This is a genomic window from Arthrobacter sp. SPT-J7, assembly GCF_059089965.1.
In genome coordinates this window covers 102,637-120,717 of the sequence record NZ_JBNHFF010000003.1, presented here as the reverse complement: position 1 = coordinate 120,717, position 18,081 = coordinate 102,637, and the positions used below count along the sequence as shown (strand labels likewise).

Here is an 18,081-nt window from a genome sequence, read left to right as displayed (position 1 = left end):
CGTCCGAGCCGGAGGCCGCCCTACGTCCGAGCAGCGGCTTCCGCCCCGGCCACGGCCGCGGCCTCGCCGTCGTTGTTCTGCTGGGTTGGAAGGTAGGTTGCCCACCACCGCAGGATCTCGTCGAAGCGCTGCTTCCGGTGCCACGGGGTGCCGGCACGCGACAACTCATGGTTCTCGCCCGGGAAGATCAACAGCTGGGTGGGGATGCCGCGCTGCTTCAGTCCCACGTAGTAGCGCTGGGCCTGTTCCAGCGGACAGCGCAGGTCCTCTTCGGAGTGGATGACGAACACCGGAGTGCGCACCGCATCCAGCTGGGCAAACGGATTTTGGCCGCGGACCTGGTCCGGATCGCTGCCGGTGTATTCGTCGGAGAAGAACCAGCCGATGTCCGAAGACCCCACGAACGACGGCGGGTCCAGGTAGCCGCGCTCCACGATTGCCGCGGCAAAGCGATGGTCCTGGGACACCGTCCACGCGGTCAGATAGCCGCCGTAGGAGCCGCCCATAACGCCCTGCCGGTCCCCGTCCAACTGCGGGTACTTTCCGACGGCTCCTTCCAGGAACGCCAGCACATCCGCCATGTCGACCGTCCCCATGGCGCCCTTGATGGCCCGGCCGTGCGCCTGGCCGTAACCGGCGGAACCGCGCGGATTGCACATCACGACGGCGTAGCCCGCCTGGGCATAGACCTGCGCCTCATCGAACACCTCCCAGCCGTACTGGGCGAACGGCCCGCCGTGGATGTTCAGCAGCACCGGATGCGGCCCGTCGCCCTCGGGCAGCAGCACCCAGCCGTGCACCGGGTAGCCGTCCGCGGAGGCAAAGACGTCTTCGCTCGGTTCGCGGATGCCGGCGCGGCGCAGTTCGGCGGAGAAGTCGGTCCAACCGGACAGGCCTGCGCTGGACACCAGCGCCAGGTCCCCTGCCGTCCCGGCGTCGGAAAAACTGACCACTGTCCGGCCGGCGGCGCGGGCGGCAGCCGCGACGTTAAGCGGCCCGTCGACCAACACTGCGACGCCGCCGGCGGCCGCGACTTCCAGCAGCTGAGCCGAACCCCGGTGCCGGTTGATGGCCAGCACCGAGTCCGGCCCGGCGGAGACCAGCCCGCCCTCGGCCAGGTCCAACGTCTCCGGATCGGTCAGCCGGCGCACGTCCTGCGGAGCGTGGACGGGAGCCACATACAGTGCGGTGTTCCGGGCGACGAAGTTTGTCCCGCTGCCGATCGAACTGCCCAGGTAGAACAGCCAGGCGCCGTCGTCACTGGGCCGCGGGGCGCCGGTGCTCAGCGTCTCGCCGGACAGGTTGGACATGAGCCGCGGCTGACCGTCGGCGGCCTCCGGGTCCAGGGCGTAGACGTCGCGCCGCAGATCCTCGTCGGCGCTGTCGTGGAGGGCGGCGGTGAAGTACAGGGTCCGGCCGTCCGGGCTGAAGGCCGGGCTGTCGTGGTCTGCGTCCGCGTTGGTGAGCTGCCGGGCCGGGGCCACGGCGGAGAACTCTGCGCCGGCATCCGTCTTGCGCGCCCGGCCCACCGGCGCAACCGCCGGTTCGGCCTGCAGGTCCGGGGCGTCCACGATGAACAACTGGCTGCGCTTGTCGCCGGTATAGCCGACGCCGTTCATTCGGTACTTGAAGCCGGTGACCAGCCGGGCGTCCTCGGCGCCGGGGCCCACGCCGTCCACCGTGCCGTACCGGCCCTCCGCCGGGACGCGGGCAGCGAAGACCAAGCGGCTGGAGTCCGGCGACCAAGCGAAAGCCGAGACTCCCAGTTTCTGCTCAGAGACGGCCACTGGCTCTCCGCCGCGGCTGTCCACCACCATCAGCTGTGGCGGCTCCTCCGGTCCCGCCGCCCGCAGGAAAGCCAGCGAACCGCCGTCGGGAGCGTAAGCCGGGGTGGTGTCCCTGAAGCCGCGGGTCAGCCGGCGCGAGGCACCGCCGCCGTCAAGGGGAACTTCCCACAATTGCCCTACATAGCTGTCCGAGGCAAAGTCCGGATGCGTGACGGCAACTGCCGCGCGGCTGCCGTCCGGATGGAGTGTCGGGGCGGACAACGAATTTAATAAAGCGATGTCTTCAGATCTCACGCACGTGAGCCTAGTCTCATCGTCGGGCGGGAGCCAATCATCGCTCACAGCTTTGCCTAGGATGGAGCATGCCCTCCGCCGAACACCTCTTGGACCTGATTGCACTGATGCTTTGCCCGGTTTGCGGGGAACAACTGGAAGCCGCCGGGCAGCTTCCGGCCCAAGGACTCCGGTGTGCGGCAGGCCACCAGTACGACGGCGCCCGGCAGGGTTACGTCAATATGCTCACCGGCCGCGGCACCCGGTTCATTCCGGACACCGCCGAGATGGTGGCCGCCCGCGACGCCTTTTTGGCCGCCGGACATTACGCTCCACTGGCCCGGCAGTTGGCCGCGACCGCCAGCACACTGCTGGCCGGAACGCCGGCTCCGGTGCTGCTGGATGCCGGTGCGGGCACCGGGTACTACCTCGAGGCCGTGCTGCGAAACCTGGCCGGGGGCCGGGCTCTGGCGCTGGATCTGTCCAAGTTCGCCCTGCGCAGGGCTGCCCGGGCCGTGCCGGACGCCTTGTGCGTGGTCTGGGACTTGTGGAAGCCGCTGCCGCTGGCCGCCGGCAGCACCGACCTGATCCTGAACGTCTTCGCGCCTCGGAATCCGGCCGAGTTCGCCCGGGTGCTGAAACCGGGCGGGCATCTGGTGGTGGCCACTGCCGAGCCGGGGCACCTGGACGAACTGCGCGCAGTAGTACCGCTGTTGGCGGTCGATACCGACAAATCGGAGCGGCTGGGCGAAACGTTGGGCGATGTGTTCGCCCAAGTCCAATCGGAGGCGCTTCAGGTGCCGCTTCGGCTGGGCGCCGAGGATGTGGTGCGGCTGGTCATGATGGGGCCTAACGCCCACCATGTCGACGCGGAAAAAGTCCGTGCCGCCGCGGCGGCACGGGCAGCCCACGGCCAGCTGCCGGTGACCGGTCGTTTCACCGTGACGACGTATCGGCGCCGCAGCTAGCAGACATCGCGTGCCGTCGAGTTAGTCGCGGACAGGCTCGGCGGAGGCCTGCTTTCGAGCGCCAGGGTTCAGGTCGACGAACATCCACTTCAGAAACAGTTGGATCAAGGGTCCAATGGCCAGGACGAAGACCAGCGTGCCGAGCCCGACGACGCCGCCGAGCAGCCAGCCCGCCAAGGTCACCGCCGCTTCGATTCCCGTCCTGACAATCCAGACCTGCCACCCGGTGACTGCATGCAGGCCGGTCATCAGGCCGTCGCGAGGTCCGGGGCCAAGCCCGGCTCCGATGTACAGGGCGCTTGCGGCTGCCAGCAGCAGCAGGCCCGAACCGAACGACAGCGCCTGTGCGGCGAGGTGATGCCAGTGCGGAATGACCAGCAGGCCAATGTCGGCGAAAAAGCCGACCAGCAGTGCATTGGCGATCGTGCCCGCACCCGGCTTTTGCCGCAACGGGATCCACAGCAGCAGCACAAGCGCGCTGATGGCCACCGTTGCCCAGCCAAAGCTCATGCCCGTGGCGCGGGCAATGCCCTGGCTCAGCACGTCCCACGGCGCGGAGCCGAGATTGCCGCGGATCATTAGCGCGATGGCGATGCCGTAGGCGAAGAGTCCGGCAAACAGGCGCAGCGTCCTGAGTGCCAGCCGGTTGCTGGTCAGGACGGACTGCATGGCGGGCTCTCAAATGTGCGGCAGCGCGCGGTATATGGCACCGCACCATCCTATCCAGCAGGAGGCCTTGACCCGTCGGGCGCGGCCGTTCCGGTCACAACTTGGCCACGATACACGCAATAGCGCACCTAAGTGGCGAAATTCACGCCGCAGCGTCCCGCCGTCGGGCATGATGGAGGTATCAAGGGCAGCAGCAGTTCGCGGTGGGTGCCTGCGCGGCACGATGCAGGCTGAGGACACGGCGGCTGCTCCAACATCAGGGAGTGCTGATGATCGAATGGATTGTCGCTAACAGCTGGGTACTCTGGCTGGTCGTGTTTCTGATCCTGGCCATCGTCGAAATGATGACGCTGGACCTGTTCTTCATCATGATGTCCTCCGGTGCGCTGGTGGCTTTGTTCGGAGCCCTGCTCGGACTGCCCTTCTGGCTTCAGGTGGTCGTCTTCTGTGTTGTCGCCCTGCTGATGGTGCTGTTCGTGCGGCCGGTCGCGCTGCGACATCTACGCAGTGGGCCGCGGGACCTGGCCACGAACGTGGACCGGCTGATCGGCGAATCGGCCATGACGCTCGAATCCGTCACCGACCACTCCGGCGTGGTCAAGATCGGCGGCGACACCTGGACTGCCAGGTCGGCGGACGGATCGGCCATTCCGGCAGGCCAGCGCGTTTCGGTCGCCCGGATCGAGGGCGCTACCGCCGTCGTGACACCGCACCGCGCAGACGGGCCTCTACCGGCCCAGTAAACCCGTGCCGGGCTGGATTCCGGCGCAGTGAGCCACTGACACCACTCTTAGAGGGGAACTATGGATAGCAATCTCGCAATCTGGATCGTGCTGCTGGTCCTGATCTTGTTCGTCGTGATCGTGCTGGTCCGGGCCGTGCGGATCATCCCACAGGCACGCGCCGGCGTCGTGGAGCGACTGGGCAAGTACCAGCGCACTTTGAACCCCGGACTAACCATCCTGATCCCCTTCGTGGACCGGCTGCTGCCACTGCTGGACCTGCGCGAACAGGTTGTGTCCTTCCCGCCGCAGCCGGTGATCACCGAAGACAACCTGGTGGTCTCCATCGACACCGTGGTCTATTTCCAGGTCACCGATGCCCGTGCTGCTACCTACGAGATCGCCAACTACATCCAGGCCGTTGAACAGCTGACCACCACCACCCTGCGCAACGTGGTGGGCGGTTTGAATCTGGAAGAGGCGCTTACGTCCCGTGACCAGATTAACGGCCAGCTGCGCGGAGTCCTGGACGAAGCCACCGGCCGCTGGGGTATCCGCGTTTCGCGCGTGGAACTTAAGGCCATTGACCCGCCCCACTCCATTCAGGATTCGATGGAAAAGCAGATGCGGGCCGAACGCGACCGCCGCGCGGCCATCCTGACCGCCGAAGGCACCAAACAGTCCCAGATCTTGACCGCGGAGGGTCAGCGGCAGGCGGCTATCCTTGCGGCCGAAGGCGATGCCAAGGCTGCCATCCTCCGGGCCGACGGCGAAGCCCAGGCCATTCAGAAGGTGTTCGACGCTATCCACAAGGGCAACCCCACGCAAAAGCTGCTGGCCTACCAGTACCTGCAGACGCTCCCGAAGCTTGCCGAAGGCGAATCGAACAAGCTCTGGATCATCCCCAGCGAGGTCGGCGAAGCGCTCAAGGGCATCGGCAGCGTGCTGGGCGCCGCGGCTCCGGAGATCGGCGCAGCGGCCGTTTCCACGGCCGACGCTGAGCCACGCGCCTAGGTCCCGGGCCGGCACCAACGCAAGAACCGGGAGCCCGGGGTGTGCGCTCAGTCCGGGCCCCGGGGCTGCCGGTGCGGTTAACCAGAAGCACCGATGCGGACTATAATGGGTGGTTTGCCGGGAAGTTGCCGCTCATAACCATCCTTGACGTAGAGCAGATTGGCATTATCATCTGCGACCGGGAACAGACGGCCGCCCGCCAACGTTGAGGGTGTTAGCGAGCCATCGCGGACGTAATGCAACCACCAGGTCCGCCATAAGACAAGAGGGAGAGATCATGAGCGATCGTAGCCTGCGGGGTATGCGCCTCGGAGCGCAGAGTATGGAGACTGAATCCGGTGTTGAGCCGGCTCCGCGCCAGCGCGTTGAGTACCGTTGCGAGGATGGCGAGCAGGTGTTCGTCACTTTCGCTGCAGAGGCCGAGATTCCCGCAGTATGGGTCTCCAAGTCCGGCAAAGAAGCCCTCCTCGTCAATGGAGAAAGGCCCATTGACCCGAACGCCAAGCCCGTGCGCACCCACTGGGACATGCTTCTGGAACGCCGCAGCGTCGAGGAACTCGAACAGATTCTCGAAGACCGCCTGACCAAGCTCCGCGAACGCCGCGGGGAACGGCGCACTGCTTAGGACTCTGACTCTCAAGGCTTAACAGAAGAAGGGAGCAACCCGGCATCCGGGTTCTCCCTTCTTCTGTTGGGTCTGCGGGGATCAGGCCCGCTTGGCGCGAAGCCTGCGCCACTTGTCGGCAATCCCCCACTTGGTCACCAGGACAATCGACTCGGCCACAATCGAACCGCTCATTTTTGAGTCGCCGTACTCGCGTTCAACAAAGGTGATGGGCACTTCGCGAACCGTCAGTCCGGCCTTCAAGGTCTGCCACGTCAGATCGATCTGGAAGCAGTAGCCAACAGATTCCACCGCAGCAAGATCGATGGTGCGCAGTGTCTGGGCCTTGAAGGCGTTGTAGCCGCCGGTAATGTCGCGGATGGTCACGCCCAGCATGAGTCGCGAGTACAGGCTGCCCGCCAAGGAGATGGCTTTGCGGTGGATGGGCCAGTTGACCACTTTCCCGCCGGGAATCCACCGAGAGCCCTTAGCCATGTCTGCGCCCTCGCGCAGCGCGGACAGCAACCGATTCAGTTCCTCTGGTTGATGGGAGCCGTCGGCGTCCATCTCCACCAGCACGTCATAGCCGGCGTCGAGGCCCCAGCGGAAGCCGGCAATGTAGGCTGCGCCCAGGCCGGCTTTACCTTCTCGGTGGAGGACGTGGATGGCGGAATCCTCAGCGGCCATCCGGTCGGCGAGGGCGCCGGTGCCGTCGGGGGAATTGTCGTCGACCACCAGGATGTCGGAGCCGGGTTCGGCGGCGCGGAGGCGGGCTACTGTCTTCGGGAGGGACTCAATCTCGTTGTACGTCGGGATGATGGTGACGACCCGCACTCAGTGGCCTTTCGAACGTTGTGCTGCAAAACCGCAGATTTCATGACGCGTTAGATGCCCGGTGGGCTCCCACGTCGACGGTCCAGTATAGGCCATCGCCCGGTCAGGTCGGCCGCGGTGTCCACCGCCGGACGCTGGAAGATCTGACCTGTCGTGCCATCCTGCTCGGCTGGCTCCATGCCTACGTTCGACATTGAGCAGACCGCACCAGGACCGCGCACTCCTGGACTCACGCGTAGAGAGCGCCACACGCGCAAACCGGTAGCCTCTCCCCCAGTCCACCTGTGCACGGCAAAAGCTAAAGGTCGTCATATGGCAGCCGGGCGATGTTGCCCGCATGCTTGGTTGCTTGTTCAAAGGCCCTTGCAACGGCCAGAACACTTGATTCGGCGAAGGGCCTGCCGATGATCTGCAAGCCCAGCGGGAGGCCGGCGCTGGAAAAGCCGCACGGGACCGAGATGGCGGGCAAACCGGTTAGATTGGCGGGAGCGGCCATGCGTACATAGGCATCTCCGACCTCCTCGATCGAGCCGTCGGGCCAGTGGAAGTTCGGGTCGTCGACCGAGGCTGCGGGAGCCACTGTTGCCGGGGTAATGAGGATCTGGATGTTCCGGTAAATGTCTTTCCATGCCTGCTGCATGAGCCGGCGGACGCGGAGCGCATCGATGTAGTCGGTGGCAAGGATGGTTTGCCCGATTTCCAGCAGTCGGCGCACTTCTGGGGTGTAGAGCTCGGGCGTTTCGCCGATGGTCCGCCTGTGATAAGCGCTTGCCTCGGGCATCAGGATGCCCCATTCTGCAGCGAGGATGGTTTCTTCAAATGGAATGGTCACCTCGGCAAGTTCGGCTCCGAGGTCTTGCAGGATGCCAGCAGCTTCCGCCACCGCCGCCGCCACCTCGGGGTCGACGTTGTGTGTGAAGAAGTTTCTGGGCAGGCCGATAACCAGACCCTTAATGCCCTTGTCCAGGTCTATGGTGAAGTCCGGCACAGGCACGTCCGCCGACCCAGGGTCTCTAGGGTCATAGCCTGCGATGGCGTTAAGTACGAGTGCCGCGTCGATGACGTTACGGGTCAGGATGCCGACATGGTCCAGTGACCACGCCAACGGTGTGACCCCGAACCGGGACACCCGCCCGTAGGTGGGCTTAAGGCCGATGGTTCCGCACAGCGCCGCCGGAGTCCTGGTCGATCCACCAGTATCGCTGCCAGTGGCCGCATGGCATGAACCGGACGCCACAGCGGCACCCGACCCGCCGCTGGAACCGCCGGGAATTCTTGATGTGTCCCATGGATTCCGAGTCGGAGGAGTGGTTGTGCCGAAGGCAAATTCATGCGTGCGTGTTTTGCCGATCATGATCATTCCGGCCTGTCCGAGGGAGGCTACTACGGCACTGTCGAGATCCGGCACGCGGTTCGCGTGGACTCGGGAGCCGGAGGACGTGAGGACGCCAGCCGTGTCATAGAGGTCCTTAATCCCCACCGGGATGCCGTGGAGAGGGCCACGGTAGCGTCCGGAAGCTATTTCGTCGCCGGCAGCGCGTGCCCGGGCAAGGGCGATGTCGGCCGTCACTGTTGCAAACGCGTGGATATGGTTCTCGACCTCTTCGAGTCTTGTCAGCGCGGATTCGGCCAGCTCCAGGGGCGAGAGTTCCTTCTTCTTGATCGCGGCTGCTGCCTCCGTAAGCGTCAGCTTGAAGGGTTCCATGCCCGGTCCTGACCCAAGGGGTTGAATGTCACGGCCGGCGCAGCGTCCCCCAGTTCCACGCCGTCCAGCGCGGATAGGAGCGCATGGACCGGCGCCGCCGAGGCCGCCAAACCGGACAGCCGGTCCTCGACGACCGTTAGCCGAGACTGTCCGATGGTACCCCTGCCGGCGTCCTTGGGTTCGTGATCAGTCATCACTGTCCTCCCGGGATGAGGATTGCACGCAAGTTAGAGAGTGGGAGTTGCCCGCGACAGCGGTGTCGGCGGCTGAGAAGAGGTTGCGGGTCCGGTACTTGCGTTCGCTGGTCGCTGCCGAGGCCACATCCTTTACCTGCGCGGCGTTTCGGTGCTTCCGGGAACGGTGCGGGCGCTGCTGAATTCGGAAAGTATTTCCTCGGTGTGTTCTCCAAGCCGGGGAGGAGCCCGGCGCACGGATGTGTCGATGCTGCTGTAGTTCACCGGATGGCGGAGCAACCGGATTGTGCCGGCGTCGGGGTGCTCGATCTGTATGATCGGGTCGACTTCGGTGACGACCGGGTCTTCCAGGGCGGCGGCGAAGTCATTGACAGCATTACACCAGACGCCTCCCTTGCGTAGTTTCTCCACGATTTCGGTTGTCCTGTAGGAGGCAATCAGGGGCGCCAGGGCGCGGCGGATCTCGTCGCGGGCGCTCAAGGCTAGGGACGGGTCTTCGAAAGCTTCGAGTTGGGGGGCCCCGTCGAGGGCCTGCCGGACCGTGGCAACCGGGGACAAAGATATGGCAATGTTCCCGTCCTTGGTTTTGTATAGCCCGTAGGGTGCGGGGTGGAAGGGCGAACCCAGCTTCTCCTGGGGCAGGGATACCTGTCCTCCGTTCAGGTGGTAGGTGAGCGGTTCCGTCTGGAGGTCCAGTCCTGCCTGGATCATGTTCAGTTCAACATGCTGGCCTTTCCCCGTCCGCTGCCGGTGCAGGAGCGCCGCCAGCATGCCCATCGCCAGCAGCGCAGCACCGTGCTGGTCAATCACCGCGGCGCCGGCCGGAACCGGAGCTTCCTGCGCCGACCCGGTGTTGGCAGCAAGTCCGGTGATGGCCTGCAGGAGGAGGTCTTGGCCGGGCAGTTTACGGAAAGGCCCGGTACTGCCGTAACCGGAGGCTGAGGCGTAGACGAGGCGAGGGTTCTCTTCGTGGACGGCTTCGTAACCTAATCCCAGGGAATCCATCACTCCTGGTCGGAAGTTTTCGACCAGGACATCGGCGGTTTGGATGAGTTGACGGGCCGCTTCCAGCCCTTCCTGGCTTTTCAGGTTCAGGGTGATGCTGCGGGCGTTTCGGTGCGCGAGCATGAAGAACACGCTCACTCCGTTGAGGAACGATTCCCCCCCTGCCCAAGTCCGTTCCCAAGATCCGGCAGGTGGCTCGACCTTAACAACGTCGGCTCCTAGGTCAGCGAGGTACTGTACGGCCGCGGGACCGAGTAGAAATTGAGTGAAGCTGACGATCCGGACCCCTTCAAGCGGTCGCGTCACGTCCGGCTCTGGAACGGTCATTGATCTACCACCCTGAGGACGTTGATGGCGGCGGCGACCAGGTCGCCGTGCTGGTTGACGGCCGTGACGTTGGCGCGCATCTGGTGTTTTTGTTCGTCCGTTTCCTCGACGGTGTAGGTGACCGTCACGGTGTCACCGAAGAACACGGGACGGATGAAGCGGACCTTGTCGTAGCCGTAATTGACGGTCGGGGTATCTCCGAGCATTTCGATCAGGCGCGTCGAGCATGTAGACATCAGCCCGAGGGTCAACGCGCCGTGTGCGACGCGCTGCCCATAACGAGTGCCGGCCATGTACTGGGCGTTGGTATGGTTCGGGCCAATGTCGCCTGTAATGCCGGCGAACAGGTAGACATCGGATTCCGTTACCGTCCTGGCGAACGTTACGGTCGTACCGATCGGGGCCAGGCCTGCGGCCGTGAACGTTGGGGTGCCTGATGATGATGCGTCCACTGTTAGAACCCTTCTGCTTCGGCGTTGGAGGGTGTGGTCGACTGCGAGATGATGTCGGAGTACCGGCGTTTGATGTACTCGGCGCAGCGCAGGGCAACCGCACCGATGGTGCTGGTCGGGTTGACCGCTCCGCCGGTGGTCAGCGAACTGCCGTCGGCGATGAAGAGATTTGGAACGTCCCAGGTCTGGTTGTACCGGTTGGTGACCGAATCTTCGGGCGTGTTTCCCATCCGGCAGCTGCCCATCAGGTGGAAGCCGGGCGGTGGGAGCATCGTTCCCGTGGTTTCTATCCTCGTCAGCCCGCCTGCCGCTTCCGCCACCCTCTCGATTTGCTCGGTGCCGAAGTCGGTCAGGCGGATGTCGTTGTCGCTCAGCCTGTACTCGACGTGCGCTCCCGGAAGGCCGCTGCTGTCCGTGACCGCGGAGTCCAAGGTCACCCGGTTGGATCGAATAGGCAGGTCCTCCCCCTGGGTGTAGATGAGCATGTGGTGGCCGAAACGCTCCTCGAAGGAACCGTGGTGCCTCTCGCCCCAAGGCAGGGGCTTACCGGCGTTTGCGCCCATGGCGATGCCGGCCGGACCGGCGCTGCGGCCGCACTGGATGCTGAACCCGTTGACGAACCCCCGGTCGACATCGGTGTTGTAGAACTCAGTGGAGAATACGGTGGCGCTCCGATTCCCCTTATAGCCTTCCAGGGGGTCCTCGTACCAGCAGTCGGTCAGCGCCCAGGTATGGTGCATCAGATGCGTTCCCACGAGCCCGTTTGAGTTCGCCAGTCCGTCCGGGTGCCCTGCCTGAGCCGACATCAGCAGCATTCTGGGAGTGCCGATGCCGTTGGCGCAGAGCACGACGAGCCGAGCGCGGATCTCGTGCCTGGCCTCGGTGTTGCGTTCGATGTAGACGGCCCCCGTGGCCAGGCCGCGCCGGTTGAGGGTGATTTTTTCCACCCGGGCATTGGTGATCAGCCGCACGCCGGCGGCAAGGGCCTTGGGCCAGTAGACCAGATCGGCGGTACTGATTGATCCGCGTGGACAGCCGCTTTCGCAGTCGCCGCAGAAATTGCATGGCAACCGGTTGTCCTTGCGCCGTGTGATGATGGCGTTGTCGGAGGGCCACCAGTGCCAGCCCAGTTTCTCGAAGCCGCCGGCCACCTTGCGCCCGACGTTTCCCGGCGGCGGGGCCGGCGAGTAGCGCTCGGTCCGGGCCGGCATGGCAGGATCTCCGGCAAAGCCGGAGACGCCGATTTCGGCGTCGTTCATCTCATAGAACGGGGCAAGTTCCTCATAGGTGAAGGGCCAGTCGATGGTTCCTTCCAGACCGTGCTCGGTGCCCCTGCGGAAGTCCACCGGCTTGAAGCGCGGCCAGTGCCCTCCCATGTGAACCGTGCTGCCTCCCACGGCGTTATACATATAAGGCGTGGTCAGCCCGGTAACGGGGTAATCCTCCGGCGCCTTGCGGACGTTGGGGTCCAACGCCCATCCACGGTGCCGTTCGGTCTCCCATTCGTTGTGGTAGTGGGGATGGTCGGCGGGATGAACCCAGTCCCCTTGCTCGAGGCAGACCACCTTCAATCCTGCCTCACCCAGGTGCTTGCTGACCGCCGCGCCCCCCATGCCGGCTCCGATCACCAAAACATCGAACTCATCCATCGCTTTTCCCTCCGTATGGCGGCGCTTGGAGGCCACTCTTGGATCAGGCGGTCCCCGTCTCCAAGTCCGGGACTGCCTGCGGCGCGGGCTTCAATTGGTCCGGGCTCTGGCCAACGCGGATCTGGAAACTAACGTCGACCCGATGGACGTCCTCGGTCCGGATAAAGGATCCGCGCCCGTGCGAGAGTAATGCCGGGTCCCAGGGCTCTTCACCCGGATAGCCGTAGGGCTGGGGGGGACCGTGGAAGTCGCCGGCCGCGGGACCGGAGGCCTGGATCGCCCTCGTTACCTCGGGTTGGGCGTAGTAGGCGAAATAGACCAGCGCCTGAAAGATCACAAACAGCTTTTCGTTCTGTTCACTGAGCCGTTGGACCAAAACGTTCCGCTCTTCCCGGTCCGCGCTCAGAAAGTCCTTCCCCAACTGGTCCGCCAGGCGGTCCACCGAGTCCAGGTTGATGAACGGAAAGTGGACGGCCTCCACCCCGTGATCAACGATGTAACGGCCGAAGTAGCCCAGAATTTCGGTATGGCTGGGAGCGGGGAAATCCCCGGCGGGCGGGATGAGGACGTCTGCAAAGGCCAAAAGCACGTCCGCCTGCCCGCCGGAGAGCGGGACGGGCCGCAGCGATCCGCCTATGTTCGCCCTCAAAGGGACAAAGACTTTGTTGTTTTCAGGAGCGGGGGCTGCGTTTCGGGCCAGATCGTCAGCTTGCTGCGTCATGCCGGACCTCTCTTTCGTCTTCAGGCCGAATCCCTTCGGCCCAATCGAGTGCCCCTCGAAGGCTGAAGTTTTTGTGCTGGGCGAACTCCTCAAGGCTGGTTTCGAGTCCCTCGCGCCCGTTTCCGCTCAGCTTGTGACCTCCAAATCCGGCCAGATCAGGACGGAAAAGTCCTGTCCGGTTGATCACCACCTGACCCGTATCCAGCTCGGCCCCGAGGCTGAACGCACGCCTGAAGTCCGTGGAAAAAACGGCACCACTGAGGCCGTAGCTCGAAGCGTTGGCGATGGCCACGGCCTCTTCGTCGTCTCCAAACTCCACGATGGGAAGGACGGGACCAAAGACTTCCATATCCCGGGCGATCTCCATCTCCGGGGTGACACCGACCAGCACCGTGGGCTCATAGAACGCCCTCTCGGGCCGGGTCCCGCCGGTGGTGATGCGTGCCCCGGCATCAACGGTGGCGCCCACCTGCTCACCCACGCGGGACGCCGCCTTCTCATGGATCAGCGGACCTAGCTGGGTACGGTCCTCGCCGGGATCCCCCAGTTTCAAAGCGCCGAAACGGGACGTGAGGAGGTCGGTGAACTCCCTGGCGACGCTGCGCTGGACAATCAGCCTCTTGTTGGCGCAGCAGCATTGGCCGTTCGCCTCCTGCCTGCCTTGCACGGCCTGGTCGACGGCCAGTTCCAGGTCGGCGTCCTCCAAAACGATCAGGGGATCGTTGCTGCCCAGCTCCAAAGACACCCGCTTGAGGGTCTTCGCCGCGGAGGCAGCCACCCGAAGGCCCGTTTCGGTCGATCCGGTGAGCGACACCGCGGCCGGGATATCACTTTCAACCAGCCACGCGCCGACCTCGCCGCCGCCGGCGGCGATTTCGACGACCCCTTCGGGAAGCCCGGCCTCGGTCAGCAAAGCGGCCAGCCGCACGACGGTCAGCGGATCGTCCTCCGGCGGCTTAACGACTACCGCGTTGCCCATGGCGATAGCGGGCGCTACCTTGTGCCCAAACAGTTCTGCCGGAAAATTGAAAGGAATAATCGCCACAACGATCCCGAGAGGTTCCCGCCGAGTAATCATGAGGTCGTGTTCCAGACCCGCTTGGGAGTCCAGGAAGTACGCATTTTCTTTCATCGCGAGCATGCGCTCGGCAAATCCGCGAAATAACCGGGCGCAGACACTGATTTCCGCTCGCGTTTGCTGCAGTGTCTTGCCGCTTTCAGCGCACAGCAGGTGCGCCAAATTCTCGGCCTGCTCCGTCACGAGCTGGCTGAACCGGACCATAATGTCGTACCGGCGGTGGCGGGGAACCCGCTCCCAATGTGACTGGGCGAGGCGTGCTGCCACCAGCTTCTGCTCCGTCTGCGCACGGGAAGAGCGTTCGAGTTCGCCTACGGCTGTCCCGGTCGCCGGGTTGAAGACGCGAAGGGTGTCCTCGGTGAGTTGATCGATGGCCATCACAGGCCCTTTCTGCGGATGCGGATTGCGTCCACGAACACGGCAAACAGAATCAGAAGTCCGCCCGCGACCTGAACGAAGTAGGCCGAGACGTTGACGATCTGCAGGGCAACCTGAACGACTGTGATCAGCAGTGCCCCGCCGATGAGCCCGATGACCCGTCCCTGCCCGCCCCGGAGCGAGACCCCGCCAATAATGGGAGCCGCCACGGCATACAGGAGTAAGTCGGCGCCGATCGTCGGGTTGACGCTGGTGAGGTAGGAGGTCTGCAGGAAGCCTGCGATGCCGGCGATTGTTCCGGCTGCAATGAAGGTCTGCAGCCGGACCCGGTCCGTGCGGATACCCGCGGCTTCGGCCGAGTGTTGGTTTCCACCGGTGGCATAGATCCGCCGTCCCCACACCGTCCTCGAGAAGACGAGGCCAGCCGCCAGGCAGACGATGATCAGCACCAGCGGCATGAGCGGCCAGGTGCCGATACGGGTGTTGCCCACGAAGCTGTAAACAGGCGAGTCAACGACCAGGGTTTGGCCCTTGGTGATGGCCAGCACCGCGCCGGTGAGCACGAGGCCCATGGCCAGCGTTCCGATCAGGGAGTTCATGCGCAGCTTGGCAATGAAGAAGCCGTTTACTGCACCGATTACGGCACCTGTCAGGATCACCGCTGCAATGGCAAGGATCCCGGGCCATCCAGCACGCGCCAGCAGGATGCCCATCAGACCGCTGAACACCAGGTTGCCCACCACGGATAGGTCGATTTCTCCGATCAGCAGCGTCGCCCCGACAGCGAGGGCAAGCAGCCCCAGAACCGTAGCTTGGACAAGGATGTTCTGTAGGTTGGCTATCGTCAAAAAGAACGGACTCATGAGGCCCGCACCTACGGCGAAGACAACCAGAAGGATCCAGACGACATTGTCCAGTGCGAAATCTATGAGTTTGGAGATGCTCCAGGCTTGACCGCGCTTCGGCTTATCCGGCCGGGAGGTGCGCGATGATGGAGCCGCAATATTCGTCATTGTGTTTCCGCCTTCTTTGAGTGGGCGTGGGAAATGCTGGCGAGTACGTTCTCACCCGTCAGGGCATCCCCGCTCAGTTCATGGACCAGTTCGCCGTCGCGAAAAATCAGCGCCCGGTCCACCAAACGAACCAGTTCGGCCGGATCGTAGGCCACCAGGATGACGGCGACGCCCTGTTCGCTCAGATGATCCACGATGCGGTGGACTTCTTCCTTCGCCTCCACGTCGATGCCGGCGGTGGGCTCGTCCAGGATGAGCACCGTCGGTTTCGTCTCGATGAGCCGGCCGAGGAGAACCTTTTGCTGGTTGCCGCCCGACAGATTCTTAATCAGCTGACCGGGACCGCTGGTACGGATGTTGAACGCCGACTTCGCGTCCTGGAAGTTCCGCAGCATCCGCTTGAAGTCAAGAAACCCCCAGGGCTTACCCGCGGGCCAGTTGCCCACATGGAGGTTCTCCTGAACGCTGAACTCAGGTACCACGCCTTCATAGTTTCTGTCGCTGGGAAGGTACGCGATGCCGGCCTTCAACGCCTCAGCGGAATGTCTGATCGTGACCTCGCGGCCGCTGATCGACACCCTGCCGGATTCGATGCGCTCCAGTCCCGCAAGTGCTCGTGCCGTCTCGCGGGCGCCGGACCCGGGGAGCCCCACCAGTCCCAGGACTTCGCCTCTGCCCACGCCAAAGGTGATGGGTTCGCTCTGCGCGGTTTTGACCCCGTCCACCTCCAGCAGCGCGGCCGTCGCCGCGCGGCGGTCCCGCTCGAACTCGACGACGTCGGACCCAGTCACCAGCCTGGCTATTTCCCGCGCCGACAGGTTGGCGATGGAGCCACCCGCCCCGGTGACCCGGCCGTCCCGGAGCACCGTGTACTCATCGCAGAGTTCGATCAGGTCACGGTTGAAGTGGGTGATGTAGATGAAGGTCAGGCCCGCTTGGGTGAGGTCGCGGATCCAGGAAAAAAGCTCGGAGCGTTCTTCCCGGGACATGGAGGTAGTGGGCTCATCGAGAATGGCAAGTTTGCCATGGTCGCTAAGCGTTTTCACAAGGTTGAGCTTCCGCTGTTCGGGAAGGGTCAGGCTGCCAGCCAGCCGGCCGGGATCCACATCCAGGCCGAACCGGTCAAGTACCTCCCGGGCATGCCGGTTCACAGCGTCCCAGTCCACCAGCAAGGCCCGGCGGGGGTGATTGGGAAGGACAAGGTTCTCCGCAACGGTGAGCGTGGTGAAAACCTCGGAGTGCTGTTCCATGAGGTGGATTCCCAGCGACTGGCGCGTGTCGATAGGCAGGTGTGTGATGTCCTGGCCTTCGAAGAGCACACGGCCCTCGTCCGGGGTCAACGAGCCGGCGATTGCCGCCATCAGGGTGGACTTGCCGGCGCCGTTCTTGCCGAGCACACCGTGGACGGCGCCGGCCGAGACAGTCAGGTCCACCTTTGAGAGAGCAGGTACACCGCCGAAGTGCTTGGACAGTCCCTGCACTTCCAGCAGGGGGGAGTTCCGATCAGGTATGACGTTCATCAGGTCTCTTTCAGCCCCCAGTCGTTGGTCACGATGTTGGCCCACTGGCGGCGGTCGTCCGCCGTGTCGAGCGTGATCAAGTAGGGCGGCAGCACCATGCGGGGACCGCCCTTGGATTCAACCACCGGTGCCTTCTTCCAGATGTACTTATCGTTGGAGTAGTCGCCCAGTGGGATCGGCTGGCCCTTTACCGAGTACTTATCCAGCAGCTCCACGCAGACCTGCGCGTACGCGACCGGGTCTTGGGAGATTGACGCGTCGAGGGTCTTGTCCTTCAACCACTGGATAGCGATCGGGTCTCCATCGATGGATGTCAGGATGATATGCGCATCGTCTCCCAGGGGCTTGAGCCTATTCGCGCTTTTCATGGCCGGAAGAACCGCCAGGGTGAGCGAATCAGTGGGACCGTGGATGGCATCCAGGTCCGGGTACTGCGACAGCGTGGCTCCCGCGACCGAACGGGCATTTTCCTGCAGCGTCTCGGTTGGGCGGGAGATCACTTGGACGTCGGGATAGTCAGCGAAAGCGCCTTCAAAGCCGTCCTTGCGGTCCCGCCACACCGTGGCCGAGAGTGCACCGTAAAGGTTCAGGACCTTACCCTTGGGTTTGCCGTACTTTGTCTTAAGCGCTTCCAGTGTCCTCTCACCGGCCAGCTGGCCGCCCATCTTATTATCGAAGGCGATCGTGATGGAGGCGTCCCCGCCGCTCAGCGGTGTGTCGATGACCCCGACGGGAACCTGCATGCTTTTGGCCCGGGTGGTAAGCGGGATGAGGTTTTCGGTGTCGATGGGGTTAGTGATCAGGAATGCCGGCTTCTTCAGCAGCGTACTGTTGATCTGGTCGTACTGCGTGCTGGCGTCGCCCTTGGCATCAGTGGTTTCGAAGGCGTAACCGTGCTCCTTGTAGGACCGCTGCAACGCCTCGACCAGCACAGTGTAGAAGAAGAAGTTGAGGTTCTTGTTCGCGTAGCTGGCCGTCTTGTTGCCGTTGGCGGGGCCAGTGGCCCCGCCTTGTCCACCCGCTGAGCCGCAGGCTGAGAGGAGCTGCGCTGCGCCCAGTGCCAACGATCCTCCCACCCCGGCCTTGAGCAGCGTCCGGCGTGAGATCTCAGCCGATGCGAGCTTTGACTTTTGCATTGTTGTACTGCCTCTCTTATTGCGGCCGCTGC

At 64.1% G+C, this 18,081-nt stretch carries 17 protein-coding genes; 4 read left to right on the top strand and 13 right to left on the bottom strand.

Annotated features, from left to right (window positions below; translation table 11 throughout):
• Positions 1-20: 20 nt before the first annotated feature.
• Positions 21-2,081: a S9 family peptidase gene (locus AC5RWX_RS05975; protein ID WP_493939049.1), complete on the bottom strand. Its 2,061-nt coding sequence runs from the start codon at positions 2,079-2,081 to the stop codon at positions 21-23.
• Positions 2,082-2,149: 68 nt separating this feature from the next.
• Here AC5RWX_RS05975 and AC5RWX_RS05970 point away from each other — a divergent pair, with 68 nt between their 5' ends.
• The gene (locus AC5RWX_RS05970) at positions 2,150-3,028 is read left to right on the top strand and encodes a putative RNA methyltransferase (RefSeq protein WP_493939048.1); all 879 of its coding nucleotides are present in this window, start codon (positions 2,150-2,152) and stop codon (positions 3,026-3,028) included.
• A 21-nt stretch (positions 3,029-3,049) separates the two neighbouring features.
• On the opposite strand, the gene yczE is transcribed toward AC5RWX_RS05970, so the two are convergent.
• Positions 3,050-3,697, bottom strand: coding sequence for a membrane protein YczE (yczE, locus tag AC5RWX_RS05965; RefSeq protein ID WP_493939047.1), 648 nt, complete (start codon positions 3,695-3,697; stop codon positions 3,050-3,052).
• Positions 3,698-3,966: 269 nt separating this feature from the next.
• Here yczE and AC5RWX_RS05960 point away from each other — a divergent pair, with 269 nt between their 5' ends.
• From AC5RWX_RS05960 to AC5RWX_RS05950, 3 genes are all read left to right on the top strand, one after another.
• Positions 3,967-4,440 carry an NfeD family protein gene (locus AC5RWX_RS05960; RefSeq protein WP_493939046.1) on the top strand — a complete coding sequence of 158 codons (474 nt, stop codon included), beginning with the start codon at positions 3,967-3,969 and terminating at the stop codon, positions 4,438-4,440.
• Between the two features lie 60 nt (positions 4,441-4,500).
• Positions 4,501-5,433 carry an SPFH domain-containing protein gene (locus tag AC5RWX_RS05955; protein ID WP_493939045.1) on the top strand — a complete coding sequence of 311 codons (933 nt, stop codon included), beginning with the start codon at positions 4,501-4,503 and terminating at the stop codon, positions 5,431-5,433.
• A gap of 277 nt (positions 5,434-5,710) precedes the next feature.
• A complete protein-coding gene (locus AC5RWX_RS05950; RefSeq protein WP_452035649.1) occupies positions 5,711-6,058 on the top strand; it encodes an RNA polymerase-binding protein RbpA in 348 nt (115 codons plus the stop codon).
• Positions 6,059-6,139: 81 nt separating this feature from the next.
• On the opposite strand, the gene AC5RWX_RS05945 is transcribed toward AC5RWX_RS05950, so the two are convergent.
• The 11 genes from AC5RWX_RS05945 to AC5RWX_RS05895 all read right to left on the bottom strand — a co-directional run bounded on the left by AC5RWX_RS05945 (position 6,140) and on the right by AC5RWX_RS05895 (position 18,049).
• Complete coding sequence (locus tag AC5RWX_RS05945) at positions 6,140-6,871, bottom strand: polyprenol monophosphomannose synthase (RefSeq protein ID WP_493939044.1); 732 nt, start codon at positions 6,869-6,871, stop codon at positions 6,140-6,142.
• A 298-nt stretch (positions 6,872-7,169) separates the two neighbouring features.
• Positions 7,170-8,576 carry an amidase gene (locus AC5RWX_RS05940; protein ID WP_493939043.1) on the bottom strand — a complete coding sequence of 469 codons (1,407 nt, stop codon included), beginning with the start codon at positions 8,574-8,576 and terminating at the stop codon, positions 7,170-7,172.
• Complete coding sequence (locus AC5RWX_RS05935) at positions 8,558-8,770, bottom strand: hypothetical protein (RefSeq protein WP_493939042.1); 213 nt, start codon at positions 8,768-8,770, stop codon at positions 8,558-8,560. Before AC5RWX_RS05935 ends, AC5RWX_RS05940 begins: the two co-directional genes overlap by 19 nt.
• A gap of 132 nt (positions 8,771-8,902) precedes the next feature.
• On the bottom strand, positions 8,903-10,102 hold the full coding sequence (locus AC5RWX_RS05930; protein ID WP_493939041.1) for a CaiB/BaiF CoA transferase family protein: 1,200 nt from the start codon (positions 10,100-10,102) through the stop codon (positions 8,903-8,905).
• Complete coding sequence (locus AC5RWX_RS05925; protein ID WP_493939040.1) at positions 10,099-10,554, bottom strand: MaoC family dehydratase; 456 nt, start codon at positions 10,552-10,554, stop codon at positions 10,099-10,101. The genes AC5RWX_RS05930 and AC5RWX_RS05925 overlap by 4 nt, the downstream gene beginning before the upstream one ends.
• Positions 10,555-10,556: 2 nt before the next feature.
• Positions 10,557-12,203, bottom strand: a complete 1,647-nt coding sequence (locus tag AC5RWX_RS05920) for a GMC family oxidoreductase (protein ID WP_493939039.1) — start codon at positions 12,201-12,203, stop codon at positions 10,557-10,559.
• A gap of 43 nt (positions 12,204-12,246) precedes the next feature.
• The gene (locus tag AC5RWX_RS05915) at positions 12,247-12,924 is read right to left on the bottom strand and encodes a hypothetical protein (RefSeq protein WP_493939038.1); all 678 of its coding nucleotides are present in this window, start codon (positions 12,922-12,924) and stop codon (positions 12,247-12,249) included.
• Positions 12,908-14,380, bottom strand: coding sequence for an aldehyde dehydrogenase family protein (locus AC5RWX_RS05910; RefSeq protein ID WP_493939037.1), 1,473 nt, complete (start codon positions 14,378-14,380; stop codon positions 12,908-12,910). Before AC5RWX_RS05910 ends, AC5RWX_RS05915 begins: the two co-directional genes overlap by 17 nt.
• Entirely contained in the window at positions 14,380-15,393 is a 1,014-nt protein-coding gene (locus AC5RWX_RS05905; RefSeq protein ID WP_493939036.1) for an ABC transporter permease, read from the bottom strand. The genes AC5RWX_RS05910 and AC5RWX_RS05905 overlap by 1 nt, the downstream gene beginning before the upstream one ends.
• A complete protein-coding gene (locus AC5RWX_RS05900; RefSeq protein WP_493939035.1) occupies positions 15,390-16,913 on the bottom strand; it encodes a sugar ABC transporter ATP-binding protein in 1,524 nt (507 codons plus the stop codon). Before AC5RWX_RS05900 ends, AC5RWX_RS05905 begins: the two co-directional genes overlap by 4 nt.
• Positions 16,913-18,049 carry a sugar ABC transporter substrate-binding protein gene (locus AC5RWX_RS05895; RefSeq protein WP_493939034.1) on the bottom strand — a complete coding sequence of 379 codons (1,137 nt, stop codon included), beginning with the start codon at positions 18,047-18,049 and terminating at the stop codon, positions 16,913-16,915. Before AC5RWX_RS05895 ends, AC5RWX_RS05900 begins: the two co-directional genes overlap by 1 nt.
• Between the last annotated feature and the right edge of the window lie 32 nt (positions 18,050-18,081).

What these genes read in the sequence shown, in the direction of transcription:
- AC5RWX_RS05950 (WP_452035649.1), top strand. Translation starts at nt 5,711, where the DNA reads ATGAGCGATCGTAGCCTGCGGGGTATGCGCCTCGGAGCGCAGAGTATG.
- AC5RWX_RS05930 (WP_493939041.1), bottom strand. Translation starts at nt 10,102, where the DNA reads ATGACCGTTCCAGAGCCGGACGTGACGCGACCGCTTGAAGGGGTCCGG.
- AC5RWX_RS05955 (WP_493939045.1), top strand. Translation starts at nt 4,501, where the DNA reads ATGGATAGCAATCTCGCAATCTGGATCGTGCTGCTGGTCCTGATCTTG.
- AC5RWX_RS05915 (WP_493939038.1), bottom strand. Translation starts at nt 12,924, where the DNA reads ATGACGCAGCAAGCTGACGATCTGGCCCGAAACGCAGCCCCCGCTCCT.
- yczE (WP_493939047.1), bottom strand. Translation starts at nt 3,697, where the DNA reads ATGCAGTCCGTCCTGACCAGCAACCGGCTGGCACTCAGGACGCTGCGC.
- AC5RWX_RS05935 (WP_493939042.1), bottom strand. Translation starts at nt 8,770, where the DNA reads ATGACTGATCACGAACCCAAGGACGCCGGCAGGGGTACCATCGGACAG.
- AC5RWX_RS05970 (WP_493939048.1), top strand. Translation starts at nt 2,150, where the DNA reads ATGCCCTCCGCCGAACACCTCTTGGACCTGATTGCACTGATGCTTTGC.
- AC5RWX_RS05905 (WP_493939036.1), bottom strand. Translation starts at nt 15,393, where the DNA reads ATGACGAATATTGCGGCTCCATCATCGCGCACCTCCCGGCCGGATAAG.
- AC5RWX_RS05900 (WP_493939035.1), bottom strand. Translation starts at nt 16,913, where the DNA reads ATGAACGTCATACCTGATCGGAACTCCCCCCTGCTGGAAGTGCAGGGA.
- AC5RWX_RS05895 (WP_493939034.1), bottom strand. Translation starts at nt 18,049, where the DNA reads ATGCAAAAGTCAAAGCTCGCATCGGCTGAGATCTCACGCCGGACGCTG.
- AC5RWX_RS05940 (WP_493939043.1), bottom strand. Translation starts at nt 8,576, where the DNA reads ATGGAACCCTTCAAGCTGACGCTTACGGAGGCAGCAGCCGCGATCAAG.
- AC5RWX_RS05960 (WP_493939046.1), top strand. Translation starts at nt 3,967, where the DNA reads ATGATCGAATGGATTGTCGCTAACAGCTGGGTACTCTGGCTGGTCGTG.
- AC5RWX_RS05920 (WP_493939039.1), bottom strand. Translation starts at nt 12,203, where the DNA reads ATGGATGAGTTCGATGTTTTGGTGATCGGAGCCGGCATGGGGGGCGCG.
- AC5RWX_RS05910 (WP_493939037.1), bottom strand. Translation starts at nt 14,380, where the DNA reads ATGGCCATCGATCAACTCACCGAGGACACCCTTCGCGTCTTCAACCCG.